Below are 20,613 nucleotides of genomic sequence, written 5' to 3'. Positions count from 1 at the left end.
CCTCTAAGAATCAAGTTGTGAGTCGGTGACTAGGGTTTCACCAGACATTAATTGTTTGACGCGCTCATAAGCGAAAATCACGGAATAAAAGATCATCAGTGCGCCACTGATAGGCAAACAGAAATAGATGTAGCCCATCTCTAAGCCCAATGCTGGGGTTAGCTGGCCAGTGGCCAATGTTTTGAGTGCCAATTGTGTTCCGCCGTGGACCAACACCACATAAGAGAAGAGCGCAATGGCAATTTGGATGACGATTTCATTCACCAGTTTTTTCTTGCCTTTGAGTTTCATCGTCAAAAGGTCAATGGCGAGGTGACGTTTGAGACCTGTGGTGTAAGCGGCACCGATAAGCGCCACCCACATAAAGAGATAGCGAGCCAGTTCATCCGTGACGGTGCTTGGCTTACCGAGTACGTAGCGTGAAAGCACCTGCCAAACCACGCAGAAGACAAGAAAGGTCGAAAGAGAGACAGTAAATGCTGCCAACCCCCTGTTGATATACGTGACCAATTTATTCATTTTCATTTCCTTAAAGTAAACACGCGGACTGCACAACAATTGGTTTACCAATGTAGCCGAGCGTATTTGTGTAGGGTCTCAAAATAGGCATGTTGTTCTGAGTGGATTATAAGTTAGGCGATTTGGTTGTCACGTGAGCAGCTTCACAAATGAATTGGTTAACCAGTTTAAGGGTGATTAGTGTGATTTTGGTCAATCAATTTGCTTTTTTGTTTTGACGGTTGCTTTTTTGATCGCCAATAATGGCTTCGAAACAAGAAATACCGTTTAAAAACTAAAAATACCCTACACATTGGACAACCAATCCACGGAGACAAGAACAATGATGACGCGTAAGACTCTAATAAGTGCCCTTGTCGGTGCTGCAATGACCTTCGGCGCCACTGCGTCTGCTTATGCTGCGACCACTTTGAAACTCAGTCACAACCACCCACGTGACCATGCGGTGCACAAAGCAATGGATTACATGGCAAAAGAAGTACGTGAGTTAACGGGTGGGGAAGTACGCATTCGTATTTATCCTGATGCTCAGCTAGGCACACAACGTGAATCGATGGAGCTGATGCAAAATGGCGCTCTGGACATGGTGAAGAGCAACGCGGCAGAACTGGAAGCGTTCTCGCCTGCTTACTCAGCCTTTAACTTACCGTACTTGTTCCGTGATAAAGAGCATTACTACAAAGTGACCGATGGTGAAGTTGGCCGTGAGATTCTTAACTCTTCTGCCCAAAGTGGCTTTATTGGCGTGACCTACTACGATGCGGGCGCACGCAGCTTCTACACCAATAAACCAATCAATACGCCGGAAGATCTAAAAGGTCTGAAAGTACGTGTACAGCCGAGCCCATCTGCTATTGCGATGGTAAAAGCGTTAGGTGGTAACCCGACACCATTGGCATACGGTGAGCTATACACAGCATTACAACAAGGCGTGGTGGATGCTGCGGAAAACAACATCCCATCATTTAGCTTGAGCCGTCACAGTGAAGTATCAAAGTACTTCAGCTTAGATGAGCACACTATGGTTCCGGACGTTTTGGTTATCTCAACGAAGACTTACGACAAGCTAACACCTGAGCAGCAAAAAGCACTGATGAAAGCAGCAGCAGACTCTTCTGAATACATGAAGAAATTGTGGGCTGAGTCAGAAGCAAAAGAGCGTACAAAAGCTGAAAAGATGGGCGTAACTTTTGTTGAACCAAATAAAGCGGCATTCGTTGAAGCGGTTCAACCAATGTACGCGGACTTAGAAAAGACAAATCCTGAATTAAATGAACTAGTTGAGAAGATCAAAGCAGTTAAGTAATTCACAAAGTAATTAGTAATAAACAATCGAAAACAAGGTGTTACCACATTCTGGTACATAGAGGTTGACCAATTGTTATTGGTCGTTATGATGGCGTGAGAAGTTAGATGGAATATAGTGATAATATCATCATGATGCCTTTTGAACCGAAAAGACCGTATCAAGAGATCGGTTTAGTCCTTAGACAAGAACTTATCAATGGCCGTTACGTGGTCGGAGATAGGCTGCCGCCTGAGCGCGATATCGCAGAACGTCTCGACGTTAGCCGCACAGTAGTGCGTGAAGCGATCATCATGCTGGAGCTGGAAAACCTTGTCGAAGTGAAGAAAGGTTCTGGGGTGTATGTCATCAATATTCCATCTCAACCGAACTCCCGTGAGAACGTGATCAGCGATGATGCCGGTCCGTTTGAAATGCTCCAAGCTCGCCAGTTGCTTGAAAGTAACATTGCGGAATTTGCAGCGATGCAAGTAACGCCAGGTGACATCGTGAAAATGCGTGCAGCCCTTGAGTTAGAACGAGAAGAACTTGCCAGTGGCACCGCAGATTGCAACGGTGATGAGAAGTTTCACATGTGCATTGCAGAGGCAACTCAAAACTCTGTGCTGGTGGACATGTTGAAGCAATCTTGGGAGCGACGCGAGAGCAGCCCAATGTGGAAGAAACTTCATTCTCACATTGCTGGTCAAGACTACCGTGAAGAGTGGTTAGACGATCACGCCAAAATCCTAGCCGCATTGCAGCGTAAAGATCCTATCGCTGCAAAAAATGCCATGTGGCAACACCTTGAAAACGTTAAACAGCGCCTGTTGGAGCTGTCTGACATCGATGACCCAAATTTTGATGGTTACTTATTCAGCTCCAACCCTGTTGTTCTGCAGGGCGCTGAAAACGGTTAACCACATTGCCGGCTTCGGTCGGCTCTAGTCAGCGCAGCTGCATTATCGTGGCTGCATATTAAGAAGTCGTTGTGCACTTAGCTTGATAAATTCGAGCGGGCTGAGTGCGTCTTAAAAAAGGTGAGTGTCATGGAACAAACTTGGCGTTGGTACGGTCCGAATGACCCTGTGTCGCTAGACGATATTCGTCAAGCAGGCGCAACAGGCATTGTGAATGCCTTGCATCACATTCCAAATGGTGAAGTGTGGTCTAAAGAAGAGATTTTAAAACGTAAAGCCATCATCGAAGAGAAAGGCTTAACGTGGTCGGTGGTTGAAAGTGTTCCTGTTCACGAAGAAATCAAAACTCAGACAGGCAACTTCCAACAATGGATAGACAACTACAAGCAAACCCTGCGCAACCTTGCAGAGTGCGGTATCGACACCGTTTGCTACAACTTTATGCCCGTGCTTGATTGGACGCGCACCGACTTAGAATTTGAAATGCCAGATGGCTCTAAAGCGCTGCGTTTTGACCAAATCGCCTTTGCGGCATTTGAGCTGCACATTCTTAAACGTCCGGGCGCGGAAGCGGATTACACCGAAGCTGAACAAGCGCAGGCATTGGAATACTTCAACAACATGTCTGAAGCGCAAATCCAGCAGCTCACCAGCAACATTATTGCAGGCTTGCCGGGCGCAGAAGAAGGCTACACCTTGGAAGAGTTCCAAGCGCAACTCGACCGCTACGCGGGCATTAGCAAAGACAAACTGCGTGAGCATATGGCGTATTTCTTGTCGCAACTAATGCCTGTGTGTGAAGCGCACGGCTTGAAACTCGCGGTGCACCCAGACGATCCACCGCGCCCAATTCTTGGCTTGCCGCGTATCGTTTCAACCATCGAAGACATTGATTGGTTGACCGAAAAAGTGCCAAGCAAAATGAACGGTTTGACCATGTGTACCGGTTCTTACGGTGTGCGTGGTGACAATGACCTAGTGAAGATGATCAAAAAGCATGGTGAGCGCATTTACTTCACTCACTTGCGTTCCACCAAGCGTGAAGAAAGTAACCCGATGACATTCCACGAGGCGGCTCACCTTGATGGCGATGTGGACATGTACAATGTGGTGATGGCGATTCTGGATGAAGAACAACGCCGCGCAGAAGTGGGCGACCATCGCTTGATCCCAATGCGCCCGGATCACGGCCACCAAATGTTGGATGACTTGAAGAAGAAGACCAACCCAGGCTACTCCGCTATTGGTCGTTTGAAAGGTCTGGCTGAAGTTCGCGGCCTAGAGATGGCACTAAAACGCGCTTTCTACACCAAGTAACGATTTACAATGTAAAACCGTTTTTAAAAGCGCAGGGTTTCGGCTCTGCGCTTTTTTGTTTTCTGACGATTTGCATCGGCGCCGCTTGGTTTAAGCGCCTAAAATAGGATGGTTCACCTAGCAGATTGTGGTAAAGTCCGCGCCTGCGTTTTACCGCATCTTCATTGTTTTTATTGCTTCTTCAACCAAAAGTACAAGGTTTCGCTAATGCCATTTTCTACTCTCTCATTGAGTTCTGAGCTGATTCACGCACTGCCAAAAGACTTCAAGAAACCTACCGATATTCAAGCGTTGGCCATTCCTGAACTGTTAGCAGGCAAAGACGTGTTGGCTTTGGCAAATACAGGCAGCGGCAAAACACTTGCTTATGGTTTGCCTTTGTTGGAAAAGCTGAGTGTCAATCCAGAGCAAAAAGCGCTGATTCTTGTGCCAACTCGTGAGCTGGCAATGCAAGTGAGTGAAGCAATTAACCAAGTTGGTCAAGCTCTTGAACTCAACGCAGTGTGTTTGTGTGGCGGCGTTGATAAAGAGCAACAACAGCAGGCGCTAGCGACAAATCCTCATATCCTTGTCGCGACGACAGGTCGTTTGGTTGATCTGGCAAAAGACGGTTTAGACTTAAGCAATATCCACTACCTAGTGCTGGATGAGGCGGATCGTTTGTTGGATATGGGCTTTTGGCCTGACGTGCAAAATATTGCGGGGCTGATTTCAAACCAGCGCCAAACCGCAATGTTCTCGGCTACGTTTTCAGATGAGTTGAAGGGTAAAGCGAAGCTGCTTATGCAGGCACCAAAGCAAGTCGCAGCGCATCAAGAAAACAGCACCAACCAAGATATTTCTGAAACGCTGTACCTCGTCAACAAAGGCAGTAAAACCAAGGCATTGATTGAACTGATTCAAAAAAACGCGTGGACTCAGGCGTTAGTCTTTATTGGTGCGAAAGAGAACGCCGATGGCTTAGCGAAGAAACTGAATAAAGCGGGCATCTCAACCAATGCGCTGCATGGCAATAAGAGTCAAGATGAGCGAGAAGAAGCACTGGCGCAGTTTAAATCTGGGCAAATTCAGGTGTTGATTGCCACCGATCTACTAGCGCGCGGCATTCACATTGAGCAATTACCTGTAGTGATCAACTTTGAACTGCCAATGCATGCAGAAACTTATGTTCACCGAGTAGGACGTACCGCTCGCGCAGGCGAACAAGGTGTGGCGATGTCATTGGTATGTCATGGTGAAATGGACGCACTAAACGCGATTCGTCACCTGACTCAACGTGCATTGCCAGTGCAAGATCTGGTTGGTTTTCCAGTAACGGATAAGCCATCAACTGGCGAGAGCAAACGCGCGCCACGCGATAAAAAAGCCAACCGCCGAACTAATGCTAAGAAGAGCATTAAGCAGTTCCAAGGTAAGTCGAAACGTCCAGCACCGAGTGCGAAGTAAACCAAAAAACACGCTCTGACGGCATAGTCGGTTCAGAGCGTGGCTTAAAATTTTACTTTGGGGTGTTAACCCGCCGTTGGGCCAATCAAGCGCATTTCCCAATCTTCAACTTCGCCAGTTTCTAGGCGGCGCTCGACCAACTTGCCCCAAGACTCGACTAACGGCAGCTCAGACAGCTGAGTGAGTTCTTTTCTATCTAAACAGCCAGTGAAAACCGCGCCCATGATGCGAGCCAGTGGCCATTCTGGATAAGGTCTTTCGCACAGAATAATCTCGTCACCTGCACCGATTTCGCCTTCTTCCAGTACTCGGAAATACCAGCCTGTTCGAAGCGTATCTTGCAGTCTTCTCGCCATGTCGTGTTGGTCAAAGCGTACGTTAAGTTTCCAACAAGGCATGCGACCTTGCGACACTTCCAGTAGTGTTGAGCCGATACGAATTTTATCTTTCAAGCAAATCGTGGATTCGGTTACGCCTTCGGAGCTGATGTTTTCGCCAAAGCCGCCGGCGGATTGGAAAATGGTTCTTTCGCCTAATTGTTGTTGCCAGATTGGGTAGTGCTCGCTTGGGTAAATATGAAGCGCTTTTTGAATTCCACCATGAAAGCGTGGATCGCCTTGCTCATCACTGATAAAACCAAGCTCTGTTGCGTGCTGGCGCTCGGGCAACACTTGTTTGTTGATTGCGCTTTGCGCTCCATGAGCATAAGGGACAGTTTTCCCTGCTAGCACAGCTTTTACGACGCCGATTTTCTTCATGTAACCTCCTTATTATTTGAATGAGAGATAAAGTGTTTACCTTCATTCGCGATGCGGAGCATGATAGCCTAGTGAACTTGTGTCGGAATAGGGATGAAAAGACAACCAACAATGCTAACTCGCCAAATTGATTCGAAGTCAGGCGTCATGACCTCCAATGAGATGATGGTCGCTAATCCCCATTCTCCTGTTTTGGTGAAAACCATCGACATGCCAAAAGGTTACATTGATGCGCTGCATCAACACACTTGGCATCAAATCATCTTTCCTATCAAAGGGTTATTGCAAACGCAAACGGAGCATTATCAGCATTTGGTTCCGCATACTTCTGCGTTATTTGTTCCTGCGGGCGTTCAACATGAGTCGATTGCTCTAAGCAACACGATATTTGTTGGCATTTACCTCAACCCTGAGTTTGGCGCAACGTACGAGCCACAAGTGAGAACCATTGCTCTAACGCCGTTTTTAAATGAGCTTTTGCAAGAGATCCGCAGACAGTGTGAAAATGAGACAAGCCACGAAGAAGTACTGCATTTGCTGGCGGTGTTGCATGATCAAATTTTGAAAAGCAACGTGCAGACATTTCAGTTATTACTGCCACAAGATCGCCGACTAAAACTGATTTTCGAGCAACTGACTGACGAGCCCGCGTCGAGCTGTTCGCTAAAAGAGTGGGGGGAGAAAATTGGGGCGTCTGAGCGCACTTTATCACGGTTGTTCGCCAAGGAATTCAACACTTCATTTCTGCTTTGGCGGCAACAAATTCGGCTAATTTACTCGCTTTCTTTGTTAGATGAATCGTTGCCAATCCAAGCCATTGCAGACCTAGTGGGCTATCAGAACGACTCATCCTACATCAAGGCATTTAAAGCCTATTTTGATGTCACCCCACAGCAGTTTAGAGTGAACGGCGCATCGCACAGATAGAAATACAGAGCGTCGACTTCACTTAATGCGTTTGAGAAGAAGCCAAGAAACGTCCCTTTTTAATTTCAATTGCATGGTATGAATAACAATGGCACCAACGATAAATACACGAGTGAATCAATTCTGTTTTGGTCAACCCAAAACGTCGCTGTCGTTGGAAAAAGAACCCCTCAAACCGCTTGCTCGGGGCAAGGTTCGGGTGCGACTGGAAGCTACCAATATTAACCCAAGTGACTTGCTTTCTATTCATGGAGTTGGGCAATACCGCCGCGTTCACGTAACACCTCGCGTGCCGGGGTTTGAAGCGGTTGGGCGTGTGGTGGAAGTCAGTGCGGTTGGTCAAACTGGCTTTCAAGTTGGGCAAAAAGTGCTGGTAGCGATGAGTGGTACTTGGCAATACTACATCGATGCTTCGCCCGAGAATCTTTTTCCGCTACCTGAAAGTTTGGATAACGGCTATGCCTGCCAGTTGTACATCAATGCGCTAACCGCGTGGGTTATCACCACTAAAGTGGCTAAGTTGAACAAAAGGATGTGGTGATCGTCAATGCGGCAGGGTCAGCGATCGGTAAGATATTTGCCCAGCTTGCTCACTCACTGGGTTTTACACTTATTGCTGTGACTTCAAAGCCAGACGAGTATCCTTACGATACGATTCCAGTGTTGGACGCAAAACAAGACTTACACGCGCAACTGCAAACGCGCAAACTGCCACAACCAACGGTCGCTTTGGATGCGATAGGCGGTGAGGCTGGCACGGATCTCATTCGTACCTTGAAAGAAAATGGCCAATACATCAACTACGGAACATTGTCGTTAGCGCCTTATACGCCCGTGTTTTTTGAATCGATGAAGACCAACAACATCGACTTTAGCACCTTCTTTTTGCGGTATTGGGAAGAATCGGTAGGCAAAGGCGGGAGAAAGACGGTATTCGCTGAAATGTTAAAACACTTTATTGCTAATGATATAAAGCTCGTAGTTGCACACTACTTACCGTTAGAAGCATTTCAAACTGCGATTGAACAAATTGAAGAAAAATCACTAGCGCGGAGTGGCAAGATTATTCTAACCATGTGAACACAAAAAGGGATGGCACTCACCCTCCCTTTTGCATTTTAGTTAGGATTAACGAAACTGCGGCATGTAATCGAGGTTCGCTTGAATTGTCTCTTCCAATGCTTGCTCTAGAATCGTTCCTGTTGTGACCAATGGGTTCAGAATCAACGCTCGGTGCGCCGCATTGCGGTTGCCAGTGACCGCGGCTTCGACAGTGAGCGATTCAAAATCCTTCATCAATTGAATCAGGCGCAGCGTATCTGTTGGGAACGGCGCAACATTCAAAGCGACTGGCCCTGATTTGGTGATCATACAGCTGACTTCCACAGTGCAGTCGTCCGGCAAGCCAGCAATCGCGCCGTTGTTGCGAGTGTTCACGTGCATGATGGTGCGCTTGTCGTTGTAGATAGAGCTCATCAGCTCACAGGCCGCTTCTGAGTAATATTGGCCACCGCGCTTTTCGAGTTCTTTTGGTTTCTCGTTAAGCTCTGGGTTGCGGTAGATATCGAACAGACGTTTCTCCATCGCTTTGACCACTTCGCCGCGAGTGCCTTCGCCGTTCGCTTCTTCAATTTCCTGCTTCATGATGTCTTCGCTGGTGTAATAGTAGCGAAGGTATGCGCATGGAATCATCCCCATATTGCGCAGCAGTTCTGTTGGCCATTCGAATGGAGAAATGTTTTGTGGAACGAGAGGATCGTTGCCCGATAAGATCGCTTCAACCACCTCTTGTAGCTTATCGCGACCTTCATGCAGGATCTGACGCGCCCAGATAAAGTGGTTCAAACCCGCGACTTGCAATACAAAGTCTTGCTCGTCAGCGCCCAGCATTTGCGCGATGCCTTTTTGCATGATCACTGGCACGTTGCACAAACCGACCGCTTTTACTTTGGTGTGCTTGAGAATCGCTTCGGTCACCATGCCCGATGGATTAGTGAAGTTCAGCAGCCAAGCGTCTGGACACAATTCTTCCATCTCTTTACAGATTTCTAGCGCGATAGGAATGGTGCGACAGGCATTAGCAAAACCGCCTAAACCATTGGTCTCCTGACCGATCATGCCGTATTTAAGCGAGATGCGTTCATCGCGGATGCGACCTTCCAAACAACCTGCACGAAATTGAGAACAGACAAAATCGGCGTCTTTTAATGCGGGTTTGCGATCCAGCGTGACGTGAACATCAATATGAGACATGTTGTTTTTCGCCAACATACGGCGCGTTAAATAGCCAATGATGCTGACTTTCTCTTTGCCATCTTCAATATCGACCAACCACAAAACGCAGCTGCCTCCCCTTGCATCGCAATAAAAACAAAGGGAGGCATAAGCCTTAGTTTACGATGATTTCATCCATCAAGCGGTCAATGTGAATCACCACTTGCTCACTCGCGTCTTCCATCGAGTTGATGGAGGTCACCATGCCGGCCATATTTCCTGACTTCGCGTGGTTCATCGCATCACGGCCGCTGTCGTGCACACCTTTGTGTGGCGCTTCGAGCTGCGCGTAGCTTCTTAGTTGGCTATATGCTTTGCCGTCACCTCTGTAGTACCACTGGCCCAATCGACATTCTGAATGGCTATTGACGGTTTCACCAAAAGAGCCACTTTGCAGTAAGCGATAGATGTTGTTTTTCCAAATGGCATGATCAAGCTTGACCGTATCGAGGAAAGAGCGGGTAGACGCAAAGTGGATCACCCGTTTCATGTGCTCTGATTTGACAACCACCTCGTTGACGATTGAGCCAATTTGCGCCGAAGAGGCGGATACTTCTTCTGCGCAGATTTGGTTTTCATCAATCGCGCTTTTGATTGAGCTGACTTGGGTTAGCACCTGATTAACCAGCGAATCAATTTGTTCGCTCGCTTCACTGGCTTTGCCTGCCAAATTTCTTACCTCGTCCGCCACCACTGCAAATCCGCGGCCTGCTTCACCAGCGCGTGCAGCCTCAATCGCTGCGTTGAGAGCCAATAAGTTCGTTTGGTCAGAAATCTCTTGGATAGTAGATACAAGGTGGGAAATAGAAGTCGCGGTGCTATCTAATATCTGCACAGATTCAATGCTTTGAGTGGCTTGTGAACTGATTTTTACCGCTCGGTCATCCAGACGTGCGAGTGCTTGATGTGTTTGCTTGAACATATCATCAAGCAGTTTGAGCTCTTCGTTTTCATGCGCCATAGATTGAGCGCTTTCGACCATCGCTGTGCGAATGGTTTGGAGCATATCTCCGCCTTTCAAGCTGCTCGACATCAACTCGTCGCTACTTTCGTAACGCTGTTGCGCTGTGTTCAGTAGTTGTTTGGCTTCTTTTAACTGACGTTCCAACGTCTCAACGTCGGTTTGGTACTTGTCTTTAAGGCTCGCTAATTCCTGCTTAAGCGCCTCATTTTCCATTTTTAATTTGTTTGATCCGAACATATTTTTTATAAATGCAGCAAGGTTTTAAAAAATTCATGTTAAATCAGTTGGATAAGCAATGCACCATGACTTTCATATACTTGTTCATTTTTGTCACATTTTTTATGTGGGTTTTCATAAAAAGAGCGAAAGTCGCCCCTATCAATGTGAACGTGGTCAACACTGAGTGACGGATGAGTGAATCTAAATGGAAAGCTATGGAATAGAAAAGGGCGGGTGGAAGATAGGGGAAGAGGGCTCTTCCCCTTAGTATTTCGAGTGCTGAGGTTTTACTTTATGTGGAAAATTTGTTCAGTTTCAAGAGACGTCATTGCGCGAATTTGACGCCAAATGTAGTAAAAAACACCAAACATCATCAACATGCTAGGAATGGCGATCATCGGGTAGCTGTAAAGTGTCAACTTACCGAGCTCTTCATTGAAGGCCGCGGTGCCTGATGGACTGGTGACGATCCACGTAGCAAGGAAGTAGTTCATTGCAGATGAGAATGCAAAGGTGCTTGCGAACAAGTAGTTCGAAGACATTAGGCAACGTTCGAACGCATCAGTTTTACCATTTTCTCTCAAACGCTCGTTAATCAACGCGAGGTTCAAAACCGTGTCGTTCAATACCATTTTTTGCATCAATGGGTAGCGGGTAAAAGTGGAGCCCAATACCGCGATGCCGATCAGGCCGGGAATCAAGGCTTCTTTCAAGGCTAACCAGCGAGTATCAAGCTCCAACAAGCCAATGCCGCCAGTTAATAATACGCTGATAAAACCAAGTGCTGAGATAAAGTTAAACTTCTTGTTGCGGATGAGATCCATACCGCCGTAAACCACAGGAAAGAGCAAAGCGACAACCAGTGCCATTGCGGTTCCTAGGTGCTCTTCGCCACTGTATTTCATCAAGATGAACGAAGGGATGAATACGTTAAAAAGGATCTCGAATAGGGGATTCGACTTTTTCGCCGTCGTGTTACTCATAATTTCCTACTGACTCTATTATGTCGGCTGCCATTGTACTTTGGGTGGAAGTGTTCATCCAGTAACGCCAGATGTAAAGCGTTAACGCACCAAGTTATGTAACGACTTATGAAATAGACCCGAGCATAGCCAGTTAGTTGGCATGGTTGACCAAGTTTTCTTGGTGGTTAGGTGAGCTGAGCTCCATACCAGTAGGAACTTCTGTCTTAATGGTTTCCTTGCTGCGCGATGAGCTGGTTGCGCGCTCTGAATAATCGAGTCGCCACCGTATTGTGATTGAGCCTCAAGGCTTGGGCAATCTCATCATGATTCAGCCCAGCCACTAGGCTCAAGAGCAATGGCTCTCGGTATTTGGGTTTGAGAATCATCATTTGTTTTTGAAGCCAATCTTGGGCCATGTCGTGGTCACTGCCGGGGTAGGTTTTTGTCTGTATTGCACACTCATCAATGTCGACAAAATCGAACTGTTTTCTATCAAAGCGCCGAGCATTCTCACGACGCAAAATAGTGATGAGCCAAGACTTCTCGGCGTTGGGATCATTTAAGTTATCAAAGAATCGCCACGCTTTCAGGAAGGTCTCTTGCGCCAAATCTTCAGCAATGTGTTGATCTTTGCACAGCCAATATGCGAGACGATAGATATCTTGGTATCGCTCTTTCGTCAGTGTTTCGTAACGTTTTTGTTTTTCCATAACATTAAGACCTGAAGTGTAGAAGTGGGCTGCAAGGTAACCTCTGAAACACCGAAGGTTACCTGCGGTTTCGTCCTTGCCCGCTTAAAATGGCTGGGTAGAAAAACGTGAGTATTGAAGGGCGTCTGCGACTTCTTGAGCTTTAGATTCCGAAGTCATGAGATGCAGTAATTTGAGGGCGGCCTGATAGCTGACTAGGCTGCCGTTTGAGGTGAGGACTCCATCATCAACCACAAAATTCTGGTTGAACTGTACATCAACTGCTGGATAGTCTTTTTGTAATCCGTTTTCACCTCCAGCCCACGTCGTCGCTTTCTTACCGTTTAAAAGGCCAGCCTCGGCCAATAGATATGCACCAGAGCAATTACTTGCCATCCAATCTGCCGCCTTTGATGTGGTTTGAATAAAGTGAATGAGATCCTTGTTTTCGATTAGCGCATCCATGTCGTAGCTGGATGTTAAAACCAGCACGTCGAGTTCCGGCTGATCGCCAATCCAAGCATCCACACCAATTTTAATCCCTCTTCAGTAGTGATGGTTTTCTGATCAGAGACGGAAATGGTGAGCACTTCATAATCACTAAACCAAGTCAGACGACTTGCGACGCCAAAGACCTCTAAAGGTGCAGTAACATCAGAGGTCAGTACGCCGTCGTAAACCAGAATGCCAATGCGTTTATCCGCCGCATGTGCCGCTTGCAGCATCCCAAAGAATAGGACTAACGTCGTTATCAATAGTTGTAGTGCATTCTTTAATCCATTTTTATCCATTGTTTTTTCCTCGCTAACAGAGCATCAAGTTATTGAGATTCATTATATTTGGGCTGATTGGTGATTGAAGAGCCAGTTTGTCTTTACTAAAGTGAAGAAAGTTCACGAATGGAATGCTCGAGTTTTATGGATAAGATACGGTCCCTACGATTTTTTATTGCCACTTTAGAAGGTGGCAGTTTTGCTGCAGCCGCCAAAGCGCATGGCACAGACCCTTCTACAGTGAGTAAGGCAATCCATCGTCTTGAAAGCGACTTGGGAATACAGCTTTTCCAACGTTCTACGCGACAGATTCGTCTGACAGAAGCCGGTCGTCGATACGCAAATACCGCTAGGTTTGTACTGGACGAACTGGCTGCGTGTGAGGATTCCTTAAAAAGCCACAATGATGCGCTTTCAGGGCTGCTTAAGATTAATGTGCCGGTCTCCTACGGTCGCCTTTACATTCGCCCTTTATTAAAAGAGTTTTGCCGCCGCTACCCCAGCATCACTATCGATATTCATTACGATGACGCCTACGTTGATATTATTGAACAAGGGATTGATGTGTCGATTCGTTCTGGTGTCGTTCAGGACAGCCAGTTGATTGTGCGCCAGCTGAGTCCTATCGATTTTATTATTTGTGGCAGTCAGGATTACTTAGCGCGGCATGGTGTTCCGAGCGGCCCAGACGCATTCAATGACCATTCTTGGGTTCGTTTTCGTTTTAAACAAACGGGGAAACTGTTGCCGATTCGGATGCCAGAACCAGACGGCGCAAGTGAGTATAACCCCGAGAGAAATTTTATTGTAAACGACGGCGAATCGATGGCAGAGCTTTGCGCAGAAGGCTTAGGGTTAACTCAGATTCCTCACTTTATCGCGAGAGATTGGCTCAAAGCAGGGCGTTTAGTGCCGATATTTCCGAGCATGCGTCAAGCAGGAAATGGCGTGTATCTTCTCTATGCCAACCGGGAATATGTACCAGCCCGAGTGAGGGTGTTCATCGATTTTATCACTCAAGCAATACAGGATATGGATGAAACGCCATTCCATACGTGGGCTGAAACGTTGCCGATTTACCAACCGAACCAAGGCGATTGAAAACTTCATGTGAGTCTTTGGTTAAAACACCCCAAGCCATATGGTGCTTTTATTGGTTTTTGTTAGGTTATTGGGCGTTATTATCGAAAAGCGCAGTTTGCTCTTCGTCACTCATAAAGGAAAGACAATGCCAACTAAGATCTTAGTGCCAGTTTTGGCTCTACTTCTCAGCGCATGTGGCGGCGACGGGGAGTCGTCAGCACCTGTAGAAAACGGCTCTCAAAACACAGGTTCCACATCGTCACAAGGCACATTTGCCGAGCAGATGCTCGCAGCGGTCAACAGTGCTCGCTCTACCAAACAACAGTGTGGCGCAACCACCATGCCACCTGTTGGAGCACTAACTTGGAGCTACGATTTGGAAAGCGCGGCTTATCGACATTCGAGCGATATGGCGAACAGCGATTTCATGAGTCATACAGGCTCTGACGGCAGCACGCTGTCAGATCGAGTCAACGCAACGGGCTATGCTTGGAGCGCTATTGGTGAGAATGTCGCCGTAGGGCAAAGCTCCATTAAAGCCGTCGTCAATGCTTGGCTATCGAGCGAAGGTCACTGCCTCAATATCATGAGTGCGGATTTCGATCAGATGGGCGCGTCGCTTGTCGAAAATCACTCTGCAAGCTACGGGTATTACTGGACTCAGGTTTTTGCCAAACAGCGCTAATGCGATAAATAAACCTGATAGATAAACTAAAACGCCAGCAGTCACCATCTGCTGGCGTTTTGTTATTTAAGTCTTTTTAGCTTGTCAGGTTACGAAGTTTTGGATCATCCGTCAGGTATTCAACAAATTCGATCTCAAAACCTGCAGGGTCAACAAAATACACATTCTTGCGATATGGCTCATCAGCCCCAGGTTGGGCAATCGGATAACCTGCATCGGTCAGTCTTTTTGTGATGGCATCGACGTTGTTGGTCACATAAGCAAAATGCGCTAGCCCTACTTGATGGCCGCCCAACTCACGGTTCTCACCTTCACCGTGGTCACTCATCGCAATGTATTGATACTCGTCGCCAAAATGTAGCCAGTTTCTTGGCTTACCACTCCATTCGCCTTTCCCCTCATCACGCACGTACCAATGTGGAAATGCAGTTTGATAAAACTTCAGCATTTCAGGGATGTTTTTCACGACTAAATTAATATGTTCTAGTTGGATCATGATGTGCTCCTTTTTTTCATTTCCTAGCCAACGATGAACATGCTAAAACCTCAAGTTAAGTCGAGGTAAAGAGCTATTTGGGAATTTTTTATGCGCGCTCCTCGAAGCTTGATACAAGGGGAGGTTAGGTGGGTTTGGTGCTTTGAATCTGCGAGTTGGGTTATGTGCTTGCAACCCTCCCAAAAACCAAAAAAGCCAGCAGTTAGTACCTGCTGGCAAAGTCTTTGGGCTTCTAGGTTTTTGCTTTTCTTTCTTGCCACTCCGTTCTACACGTTGCCCCGATTGGTTTTCAGGGGAAGAAAACACTGCACCGTGCGCTTTGTGTTCAAGAAATTTGGAGATTAACCTTGCTTACGGATGAGGTAGTCAAACGCGCCTAAGCTTGCTTTTGCACCTTCACCCATCGCAATGATGATCTGTTTGTAAGGAACCGTCGTTGCGTCACCGGCTGCGAAGACACCTTCTAGGCTGGTTTCACCACGGCTACCGACTTCAATCTCGCCGCGCTCAGATAGGGCTACTTCTGAATCTTTTAGCCATTCTGTGTTTGGTACTAGACCGATTTGAACAAAGATACCTGACAGTTCAATCTCTTTGATTTCATCTGTGTTGCGGTCTTTGTACTTCAAGCTTGTTACGCGAGTACCGTCGCCCACTACTTCTGTTGTTTGCGCCATCGTGATGATGTTTACGTTTGGTAGTGAGTTCGCTTTGTCGATAAGTACTTGGTCTGCGCGAAGTACGTCTGCGAATTCAAGAATCGTTACGTGTTCTACGATACCAGCAAGGTCGATAGCGGCTTCGATGCCTGAGTTACCACCACCGATAACCGCAGTTTTCTTGCCTTTGAACAGAGGGCCGTCACAGTGTGGGCAGTACGCGACACCTTTGTTGCGGTACTCTTGCTCACCCGGAACGTTCATTTCACGCCAGCGTGCACCAGGGCTAAGGATGACACTCTTACTCTTCAGCGTTGCGCCGCTTTCAAGTTGGATGTGAATCAAACCATCTTCTGTGTGTGCTGCACCCATTAGCTTCTCAGCTTGTTGCTCAGTCACGACGTCTACGTCGTATTCTTTTAGGTGCTCTGCTAGGTCAGTTGCCAGTTTTGGACCTTCAGTACGTTTTACCGAAATGAAGTTCTCGATTGCCATGGTGTCCATAACCTGACCACCAAAGCGTTTAGCAACAACGCCTGTGCGAATACCTTTACGAGCGGCGTATAGAGCAGCTGCGCTACCACCAGGACCACCTCCGACAACAAGTACATCGTATGGGTCTTTTTCGCTCAGTGCTTTCGCGGCTTTCTCGCTCGCACCGTCATCCACTTTGTTTAGGATTTCAGTCAGAGACATACGGCCTTGACCGAATAGCTCACCGTTCACGAATACGCTTGGTACGGCCATGATGTCGCGTTGTTTCACTTCATCTTGGAACAAGCCACCGTCGATCATGGTTGCTTTTACTTTCGGGTTGATCGCCGCCATCATGTTGAACGCTTGAACCACGTCCGGACAGTTTTGACACGACAGTGAAATGAAGATTTCTACGTCTAGATCTTTGTCTAGCGCTGCGATTTGTTCAATCACTTCCGGCTCTAGTTTGATTGGGTGACCACCAGAGTGCAGCAATGCCAATACCAGAGAGGTAAATTCGTGACCCATTGGTAGGCCAGCAAAGCGCAGTGCTGTGCCTTTTACAGGATTGGTCACCGTCATCACTGGTTTACGTGCGCTTGCGTTGTCGTCACGTTCAACGGTGATGAAGTCGCTCATCTCTGCGATTTGGTTCGCCAGAGACAGAATGTCATTCGATGCTTTGCTTTCATCTAGACTAACCACTAGACGAACGTCTTCTTTTACATTAGCCAGATATTGTTTGAGTTGTTGTTGGATCGCTTGGTCTAACATAGTTGTTGTTACCTTAAATAAACAAAAGAGTGGTTACTCTGGATAAAATCAGTAGGGAGAGAGCAAACCAGGCAGAAGGTCGTCAAGGTATCTAACCTGGAATGCTCTCTAAGTTAAGCGTCAATTAGCATGTCAAATTGAGCTTAAATTCAGTGGCTTAGATTTTGCCTACTAGGTCTAGAGAAGGAGCTAGCGTCTCTTCGCCTTCTTTCCATTTTGCTGGGCAAACTTCGCCTGGGTGTGCTGCTACGTACTGAGCTGCTTTCACTTTGCGTAGTAGGTCTTCTGCGTCACGACCGATACCTTCAGCAGTGATTTCCATTGCTTGGATAGTACCTTCTGGGTCGATTAGGAACGTTGCACGGTCTGCAAGACCTTGACCTTCACGCATCACACCGAAGTTGTTTGTGATGTTGCCTGTTTGGTCGCCAAGCATGTAGTACTGGATCTTTCCGATTGTTTCTGAGCTATCGTGCCAAGCTTTGTGAGTGAAGTGTGTGTCTGTTGATACTGAGTACACTTCAACGCCGCGTTTTTGTAGCTCTTCGTAGTGGTCTGCTAGGTCACCTAGTTCTGTCGGACATACGAATGTGAAGTCTGCTGGGTAGAAGAAGAATACAGCCCATTTGCCTAGAACATCTTGTTCTGTTACTTCAACGAATTCGCCGTTTTTGTATGCTGTAGCTGCAAATGGTTTGATCTTTGTATTAATCATTTTTTACTTTCCTCAGAATGTTTTAGGGTGAGCAGTTCTTGCTTTCGGAAAGTATATTCGCATCGGATTGTATTTAAGGAAAATTGCTTGTAACTATCCTATTGATAGACAAATCCTATTTTCGTTAATAGGGAAATCCGATTATAGACGCGAGAAGTTGATAGGTTTTATTGATGAATGGCAGTAGAAAGAGTGTCTGAAAGCAATGAGATCAAGAAAGCCTGCAATGGCAGGCTTTTAGCTATTGAGAGGAGTTTATAAAGGGCTTGGTGGTTAACTTATCTTATCGAGAACTTTCTCGCAGAGCGTTTTTAGCGTCATCAATTCTTCTAGATCCAACGTGAACTTACAGGCAATGGCATCAGGGACGGATTTCGCCTGATCTTTAAGTGCTCTGCCTGCTTCGGTAAGGTTCAATACGCGTACGCGCTCGTCGGTTTCACTTCTTCCTCTGCTCACAAAGCCTTTTGCTTCTAAGCGTTTTAGCAACGGGGTGAGCGTTCCTGAATCGAGGTGAAGCTGTGATCCCAGCTGTTTTACGCTCGTGCCATCTTTTTCCCACAATACCATCATTACCAAGTACTGCGAGTAGGTGAGATCAAGTGCGTCCAACAACGGTCGGTACGCGCGAATCACAGCGTTAGCAGCGCTGTATAGCGGAAAGCAGACTTGATTCTCTAGTAACAATTTTTCGTCTGCATTCAATGTACTTGGGGAGTAACACTGGCTCATGGGCTTAATCTCGATAAAGGCGATAAAATAAATTGTGCACAATATAGTTGCAAACTATCGTTGTTTCGATGTAAGGTTGCAAGCAATTAAATTGTGCGCAACTTAAATTGAAGGGGATATTCGCATGACAACATTATACAAAACTCAAGCTACTGCTCTGGCTGGCCGTAATGGTCAAGTAAAAACCAACGATGGTTTGCTGGATCTTGAACTTGCTTACCCGAAAGAGATGGGTGGCACAGGCGCAGCAACGAATCCAGAACAACTGTTTGCAGCGGGTTACTCGGCTTGTTTCTCTAACGCGATTTTGCACGTTGCGCGTGAAGCAAAAGTAGCGCTAAAGAGCGCACCTGTGACAGCTGAAGTAGGCATTGGCCCGAAAGAAAACGGTGGCTTTGCGTTGACCGTTAGCCTCGCGGCAGAGTTAGACCTACCACAAGAACAAGCACTAGAGCTGACGCGCATTGCCCACCAAGCCTGCCCATACTCAAATGCCGTTCGTGGCAACATTGACGTCGCAGTTACAGTAAATGGTGAAGCGATCTGATCGCTTTAGACACTGTTTTAATGCAAGAAAGCCTGCGAACGTGCAGGCTTTTTTCGATTTGAATGGGGCGATAAGGGTTAACGTGACTCCAACGGGTAAGAGCGATAACTCCACATACCGTAAGTACGCAGCGCATCGCGGTAGATGCCAAGTAGTTCGCTCTCGCTGGCTTTCGCTAAGTCTTTGAGGGGTTTGTCTGGGTAACTTACGGTGTCGAAAGTGATGCCCTGCGGGCCAGTTTGCCAGCTAGCGATTTCAAACAAGGTTTGACCACGACGCACGTGACTTGCCGAGCTGATAATGGTCGCGTGTTTGATGTTGTGGCGCGCCAAGGCGTAGCTGCTGAACAGGGCATTGCCTACCGTGCTGGTGGCGTAGTTTTCTTCGATGATGCGGTCTTTGCTGACTCCTTTTTCAATCAACCAGTCCGCCATCAATTTACCTTCGGTTTTGTGGTTCTTTGGTACGCCGCCCGTCAAAATAATTATCGCATCTGGGTTCGCTTTCGCCATTGCTAACGTGGTTTCCAAACGCTCAACCAAGATTTGGTGCATTGAACCATCCGGATTCAGTGCGTATCCCAGTGTGACGATCGCCCCTTTGTTGTCCAGTTTGCCTTTATCGGCTTTCTCTTTCAGCGGCGTTGCCAAAACGCGATCTACTGTGTCGAAAATGCGGTTGATGTCTGCTGCTTTGCCGGCATTCAGTTTGGCCAGCGTTGCCATGTGTTGGTCTGATTCGGTTTGATTGCCTTTAAAGCGCTGCCACACCGCAAGATAAGCGTGTAAATCTGCATCGTCCGGCGCCACCGACAAGGCTTGTTCGAACAGTTCAATTGCTCGATCGACGTTCTTGTTGTAAATCTGCGCATTTGCCGCAGAAATGAGTAGGTCGGTGCGGTATGGCTCAAGTTGGTAAGCTTCTAGCAATCGGTCGGTAACTATCTCCATATTGCTCGGCATTTTCGCGGTAAAACCAGCGTGAGATATACGCGCCGGCGATTTAAAGGCTTCCACGGCGTCATTCAAAAGTTGGTCGACAACTTGACGTTTGGTCACCAGTTGCGAGTAGTCTGCGGAAGATTGGATTGTAGAATCGTTGGCGGCCAGTGAATAAGGGGCTGCTGTCAGCGCAATTACGCTGCCAAGGGCGATAGCAAGGAGGTTCTTCTTCATGGGTGAATCCTAGTTTTGTTATTTTTCGAATTAGAAAGGTGGATTTTTTCAGTCTAGGTTTGGCTCATGAATAAACTGTGAAACGAATCTCAAAGCTGCTGAGCCAAACGACCTTTATCGCCAAAACACGAAGTAGGACCACGAAAATGGTTTACTAATTATTTGTCATGTAACTGTTTGGTTTAAAAGATAAACAGTGCGAATACAACAAAAC

At 47.0% G+C, this 20,613-nt stretch carries 18 protein-coding genes and 4 pseudogenes; 9 read left to right on the top strand and 13 right to left on the bottom strand.

Annotation, left to right across the window (positions count from 1 at the left end):
- Positions 1–3: 3 nt before the first annotated feature.
- Positions 4–519 (bottom strand): TRAP transporter small permease, encoded by a 516-nt coding sequence (locus tag UF05_RS12280; protein WP_187169617.1) that lies wholly within the window; start codon positions 517–519, stop codon positions 4–6.
- 322 nt (positions 520–841) lie between these two features.
- Here UF05_RS12280 and UF05_RS12275 point away from each other — a divergent pair, with 322 nt between their 5' ends.
- The 4 genes from UF05_RS12275 to UF05_RS12260 all read left to right on the top strand — a co-directional run bounded on the left by UF05_RS12275 (position 842) and on the right by UF05_RS12260 (position 5,487).
- Complete coding sequence (locus tag UF05_RS12275) at positions 842–1,825, top strand: TRAP transporter substrate-binding protein (protein WP_045545596.1); 984 nt, start codon at positions 842–844, stop codon at positions 1,823–1,825.
- A 107-nt stretch (positions 1,826–1,932) separates the two neighbouring features.
- On the top strand, positions 1,933–2,724 hold the full coding sequence (locus UF05_RS12270) for an FCD domain-containing protein (RefSeq protein ID WP_005461367.1): 792 nt from the start codon (positions 1,933–1,935) through the stop codon (positions 2,722–2,724).
- 129 nt (positions 2,725–2,853) lie between these two features.
- Positions 2,854–4,041, top strand: a complete 1,188-nt coding sequence (uxuA, locus tag UF05_RS12265; protein WP_005461366.1) for a mannonate dehydratase — start codon at positions 2,854–2,856, stop codon at positions 4,039–4,041.
- 207 nt (positions 4,042–4,248) lie between these two features.
- Complete coding sequence (locus tag UF05_RS12260; protein WP_045545595.1) at positions 4,249–5,487, top strand: DEAD/DEAH box helicase; 1,239 nt, start codon at positions 4,249–4,251, stop codon at positions 5,485–5,487.
- A 65-nt stretch (positions 5,488–5,552) separates the two neighbouring features.
- Here the strand turns inward: UF05_RS12260 and UF05_RS12255 are convergent, their stop codons facing one another.
- Positions 5,553–6,245, bottom strand: a complete 693-nt coding sequence (locus UF05_RS12255; protein ID WP_045545594.1) for an MOSC domain-containing protein — start codon at positions 6,243–6,245, stop codon at positions 5,553–5,555.
- Positions 6,246–6,356: 111 nt separating this feature from the next.
- Between UF05_RS12255 and UF05_RS12250 the strand changes: the two genes are divergently transcribed.
- Complete coding sequence (locus UF05_RS12250) at positions 6,357–7,172, top strand: AraC family transcriptional regulator (RefSeq protein ID WP_041170763.1); 816 nt, start codon at positions 6,357–6,359, stop codon at positions 7,170–7,172.
- A gap of 88 nt (positions 7,173–7,260) precedes the next feature.
- Positions 7,261–8,252: pseudogene (locus UF05_RS12245) on the top strand (zinc-dependent alcohol dehydrogenase family protein).
- 48 nt (positions 8,253–8,300) lie between these two features.
- On the opposite strand, the pseudogene UF05_RS12240 reads toward UF05_RS12245, so the two are convergent.
- The 6 genes and pseudogenes from UF05_RS12240 to UF05_RS26740 all read right to left on the bottom strand — a co-directional run.
- Positions 8,301–9,509 (bottom strand): annotated as a pseudogene (locus UF05_RS12240) (6-phospho-beta-glucosidase); the annotation flags it as partial.
- A gap of 52 nt (positions 9,510–9,561) precedes the next feature.
- Positions 9,562–9,936 carry a CZB domain-containing protein gene (locus tag UF05_RS26825; RefSeq protein WP_418872346.1) on the bottom strand — a complete coding sequence of 125 codons (375 nt, stop codon included), beginning with the start codon at positions 9,934–9,936 and terminating at the stop codon, positions 9,562–9,564.
- 54 nt (positions 9,937–9,990) lie between these two features.
- Positions 9,991–10,368 (bottom strand): annotated as a pseudogene (locus UF05_RS26820) (methyl-accepting chemotaxis protein); the annotation flags it as partial.
- 548 nt (positions 10,369–10,916) lie between these two features.
- Entirely contained in the window at positions 10,917–11,612 is a 696-nt protein-coding gene (locus UF05_RS12230; protein ID WP_045545591.1) for a VC0807 family protein, read from the bottom strand.
- A 206-nt stretch (positions 11,613–11,818) separates the two neighbouring features.
- Positions 11,819–12,304, bottom strand: coding sequence for a sigma-70 family RNA polymerase sigma factor (locus UF05_RS12225; protein WP_025623382.1), 486 nt, complete (start codon positions 12,302–12,304; stop codon positions 11,819–11,821).
- Positions 12,305–12,388: 84 nt separating this feature from the next.
- Positions 12,389–13,074, bottom strand: a pseudogene (locus UF05_RS26740) (DJ-1/PfpI family protein).
- Between the two features lie 126 nt (positions 13,075–13,200).
- On the opposite strand from UF05_RS26740, the gene UF05_RS12215 reads away from it, so the two are divergent.
- A complete protein-coding gene (locus UF05_RS12215; protein ID WP_045545590.1) occupies positions 13,201–14,157 on the top strand; it encodes a LysR family transcriptional regulator in 957 nt (318 codons plus the stop codon).
- Positions 14,158–14,284: 127 nt separating this feature from the next.
- The gene (locus UF05_RS12210; RefSeq protein ID WP_025498786.1) at positions 14,285–14,824 is read left to right on the top strand and encodes a CAP domain-containing protein; all 540 of its coding nucleotides are present in this window, start codon (positions 14,285–14,287) and stop codon (positions 14,822–14,824) included.
- A 76-nt stretch (positions 14,825–14,900) separates the two neighbouring features.
- Here the strand turns inward: UF05_RS12210 and UF05_RS12205 are convergent, their stop codons facing one another.
- The 4 genes from UF05_RS12205 to UF05_RS12190 all read right to left on the bottom strand — a co-directional run bounded on the left by UF05_RS12205 (position 14,901) and on the right by UF05_RS12190 (position 18,677).
- The gene (locus UF05_RS12205; RefSeq protein ID WP_045545589.1) at positions 14,901–15,320 is read right to left on the bottom strand and encodes a VOC family protein; all 420 of its coding nucleotides are present in this window, start codon (positions 15,318–15,320) and stop codon (positions 14,901–14,903) included.
- Between the two features lie 341 nt (positions 15,321–15,661).
- The gene (ahpF, locus tag UF05_RS12200; protein ID WP_045545588.1) at positions 15,662–17,230 is read right to left on the bottom strand and encodes an alkyl hydroperoxide reductase subunit F; all 1,569 of its coding nucleotides are present in this window, start codon (positions 17,228–17,230) and stop codon (positions 15,662–15,664) included.
- 157 nt (positions 17,231–17,387) lie between these two features.
- Complete coding sequence (gene ahpC / locus UF05_RS12195; protein WP_005395542.1) at positions 17,388–17,945, bottom strand: alkyl hydroperoxide reductase subunit C; 558 nt, start codon at positions 17,943–17,945, stop codon at positions 17,388–17,390.
- Between the two features lie 273 nt (positions 17,946–18,218).
- Positions 18,219–18,677, bottom strand: coding sequence for a MarR family winged helix-turn-helix transcriptional regulator (locus UF05_RS12190; RefSeq protein WP_029833689.1), 459 nt, complete (start codon positions 18,675–18,677; stop codon positions 18,219–18,221).
- A gap of 124 nt (positions 18,678–18,801) precedes the next feature.
- On the opposite strand from UF05_RS12190, the gene UF05_RS12185 reads away from it, so the two are divergent.
- Positions 18,802–19,224, top strand: a complete 423-nt coding sequence (locus tag UF05_RS12185; RefSeq protein ID WP_045545587.1) for an organic hydroperoxide resistance protein — start codon at positions 18,802–18,804, stop codon at positions 19,222–19,224.
- Positions 19,225–19,301: 77 nt separating this feature from the next.
- Here the strand turns inward: UF05_RS12185 and UF05_RS12180 are convergent, their stop codons facing one another.
- Positions 19,302–20,399: a YdcF family protein gene (locus UF05_RS12180; RefSeq protein ID WP_005500067.1), complete on the bottom strand. Its 1,098-nt coding sequence runs from the start codon at positions 20,397–20,399 to the stop codon at positions 19,302–19,304.
- Positions 20,400–20,613: the final 214 nt, after the last annotated feature.

The sequence above is a fragment of the Vibrio sp. S457-15 genome (assembly GCF_000960545.1).
In the GTDB taxonomy this organism is placed as follows: Bacteria; Pseudomonadota; Gammaproteobacteria; order Enterobacterales; family Vibrionaceae; genus Vibrio; species Vibrio parahaemolyticus.
This window is presented reverse-complemented; position numbering and strand designations above follow the sequence as displayed.

Coding starts and splice junctions, on each gene's coding strand:
- UF05_RS12280 (WP_187169617.1), bottom strand. CDS start 519: ATGAATAAATTGGTCACGTATATCAACAGGGGGTTGGCAGCATTTACT.
- UF05_RS12275 (WP_045545596.1), top strand. CDS start 842: ATGATGACGCGTAAGACTCTAATAAGTGCCCTTGTCGGTGCTGCAATG.
- UF05_RS12270 (WP_005461367.1), top strand. CDS start 1,933: ATGGAATATAGTGATAATATCATCATGATGCCTTTTGAACCGAAAAGA.
- uxuA (WP_005461366.1), top strand. CDS start 2,854: ATGGAACAAACTTGGCGTTGGTACGGTCCGAATGACCCTGTGTCGCTA.
- UF05_RS12260 (WP_045545595.1), top strand. CDS start 4,249: ATGCCATTTTCTACTCTCTCATTGAGTTCTGAGCTGATTCACGCACTG.
- UF05_RS12255 (WP_045545594.1), bottom strand. CDS start 6,245: ATGAAGAAAATCGGCGTCGTAAAAGCTGTGCTAGCAGGGAAAACTGTC.
- UF05_RS12250 (WP_041170763.1), top strand. CDS start 6,357: ATGCTAACTCGCCAAATTGATTCGAAGTCAGGCGTCATGACCTCCAAT.
- UF05_RS26825 (WP_418872346.1), bottom strand. CDS start 9,936: ATGAAACGGGTGATCCACTTTGCGTCTACCCGCTCTTTCCTCGATACG.
- UF05_RS12230 (WP_045545591.1), bottom strand. CDS start 11,612: ATGAGTAACACGACGGCGAAAAAGTCGAATCCCCTATTCGAGATCCTT.
- UF05_RS12225 (WP_025623382.1), bottom strand. CDS start 12,304: ATGGAAAAACAAAAACGTTACGAAACACTGACGAAAGAGCGATACCAA.
- UF05_RS12215 (WP_045545590.1), top strand. CDS start 13,201: ATGGATAAGATACGGTCCCTACGATTTTTTATTGCCACTTTAGAAGGT.
- UF05_RS12210 (WP_025498786.1), top strand. CDS start 14,285: ATGCCAACTAAGATCTTAGTGCCAGTTTTGGCTCTACTTCTCAGCGCA.
- UF05_RS12205 (WP_045545589.1), bottom strand. CDS start 15,320: ATGATCCAACTAGAACATATTAATTTAGTCGTGAAAAACATCCCTGAA.
- ahpF (WP_045545588.1), bottom strand. CDS start 17,230: ATGTTAGACCAAGCGATCCAACAACAACTCAAACAATATCTGGCTAAT.
- ahpC (WP_005395542.1), bottom strand. CDS start 17,945: ATGATTAATACAAAGATCAAACCATTTGCAGCTACAGCATACAAAAAC.
- UF05_RS12190 (WP_029833689.1), bottom strand. CDS start 18,677: ATGAGCCAGTGTTACTCCCCAAGTACATTGAATGCAGACGAAAAATTG.
- UF05_RS12185 (WP_045545587.1), top strand. CDS start 18,802: ATGACAACATTATACAAAACTCAAGCTACTGCTCTGGCTGGCCGTAAT.
- UF05_RS12180 (WP_005500067.1), bottom strand. CDS start 20,399: ATGAAGAAGAACCTCCTTGCTATCGCCCTTGGCAGCGTAATTGCGCTG.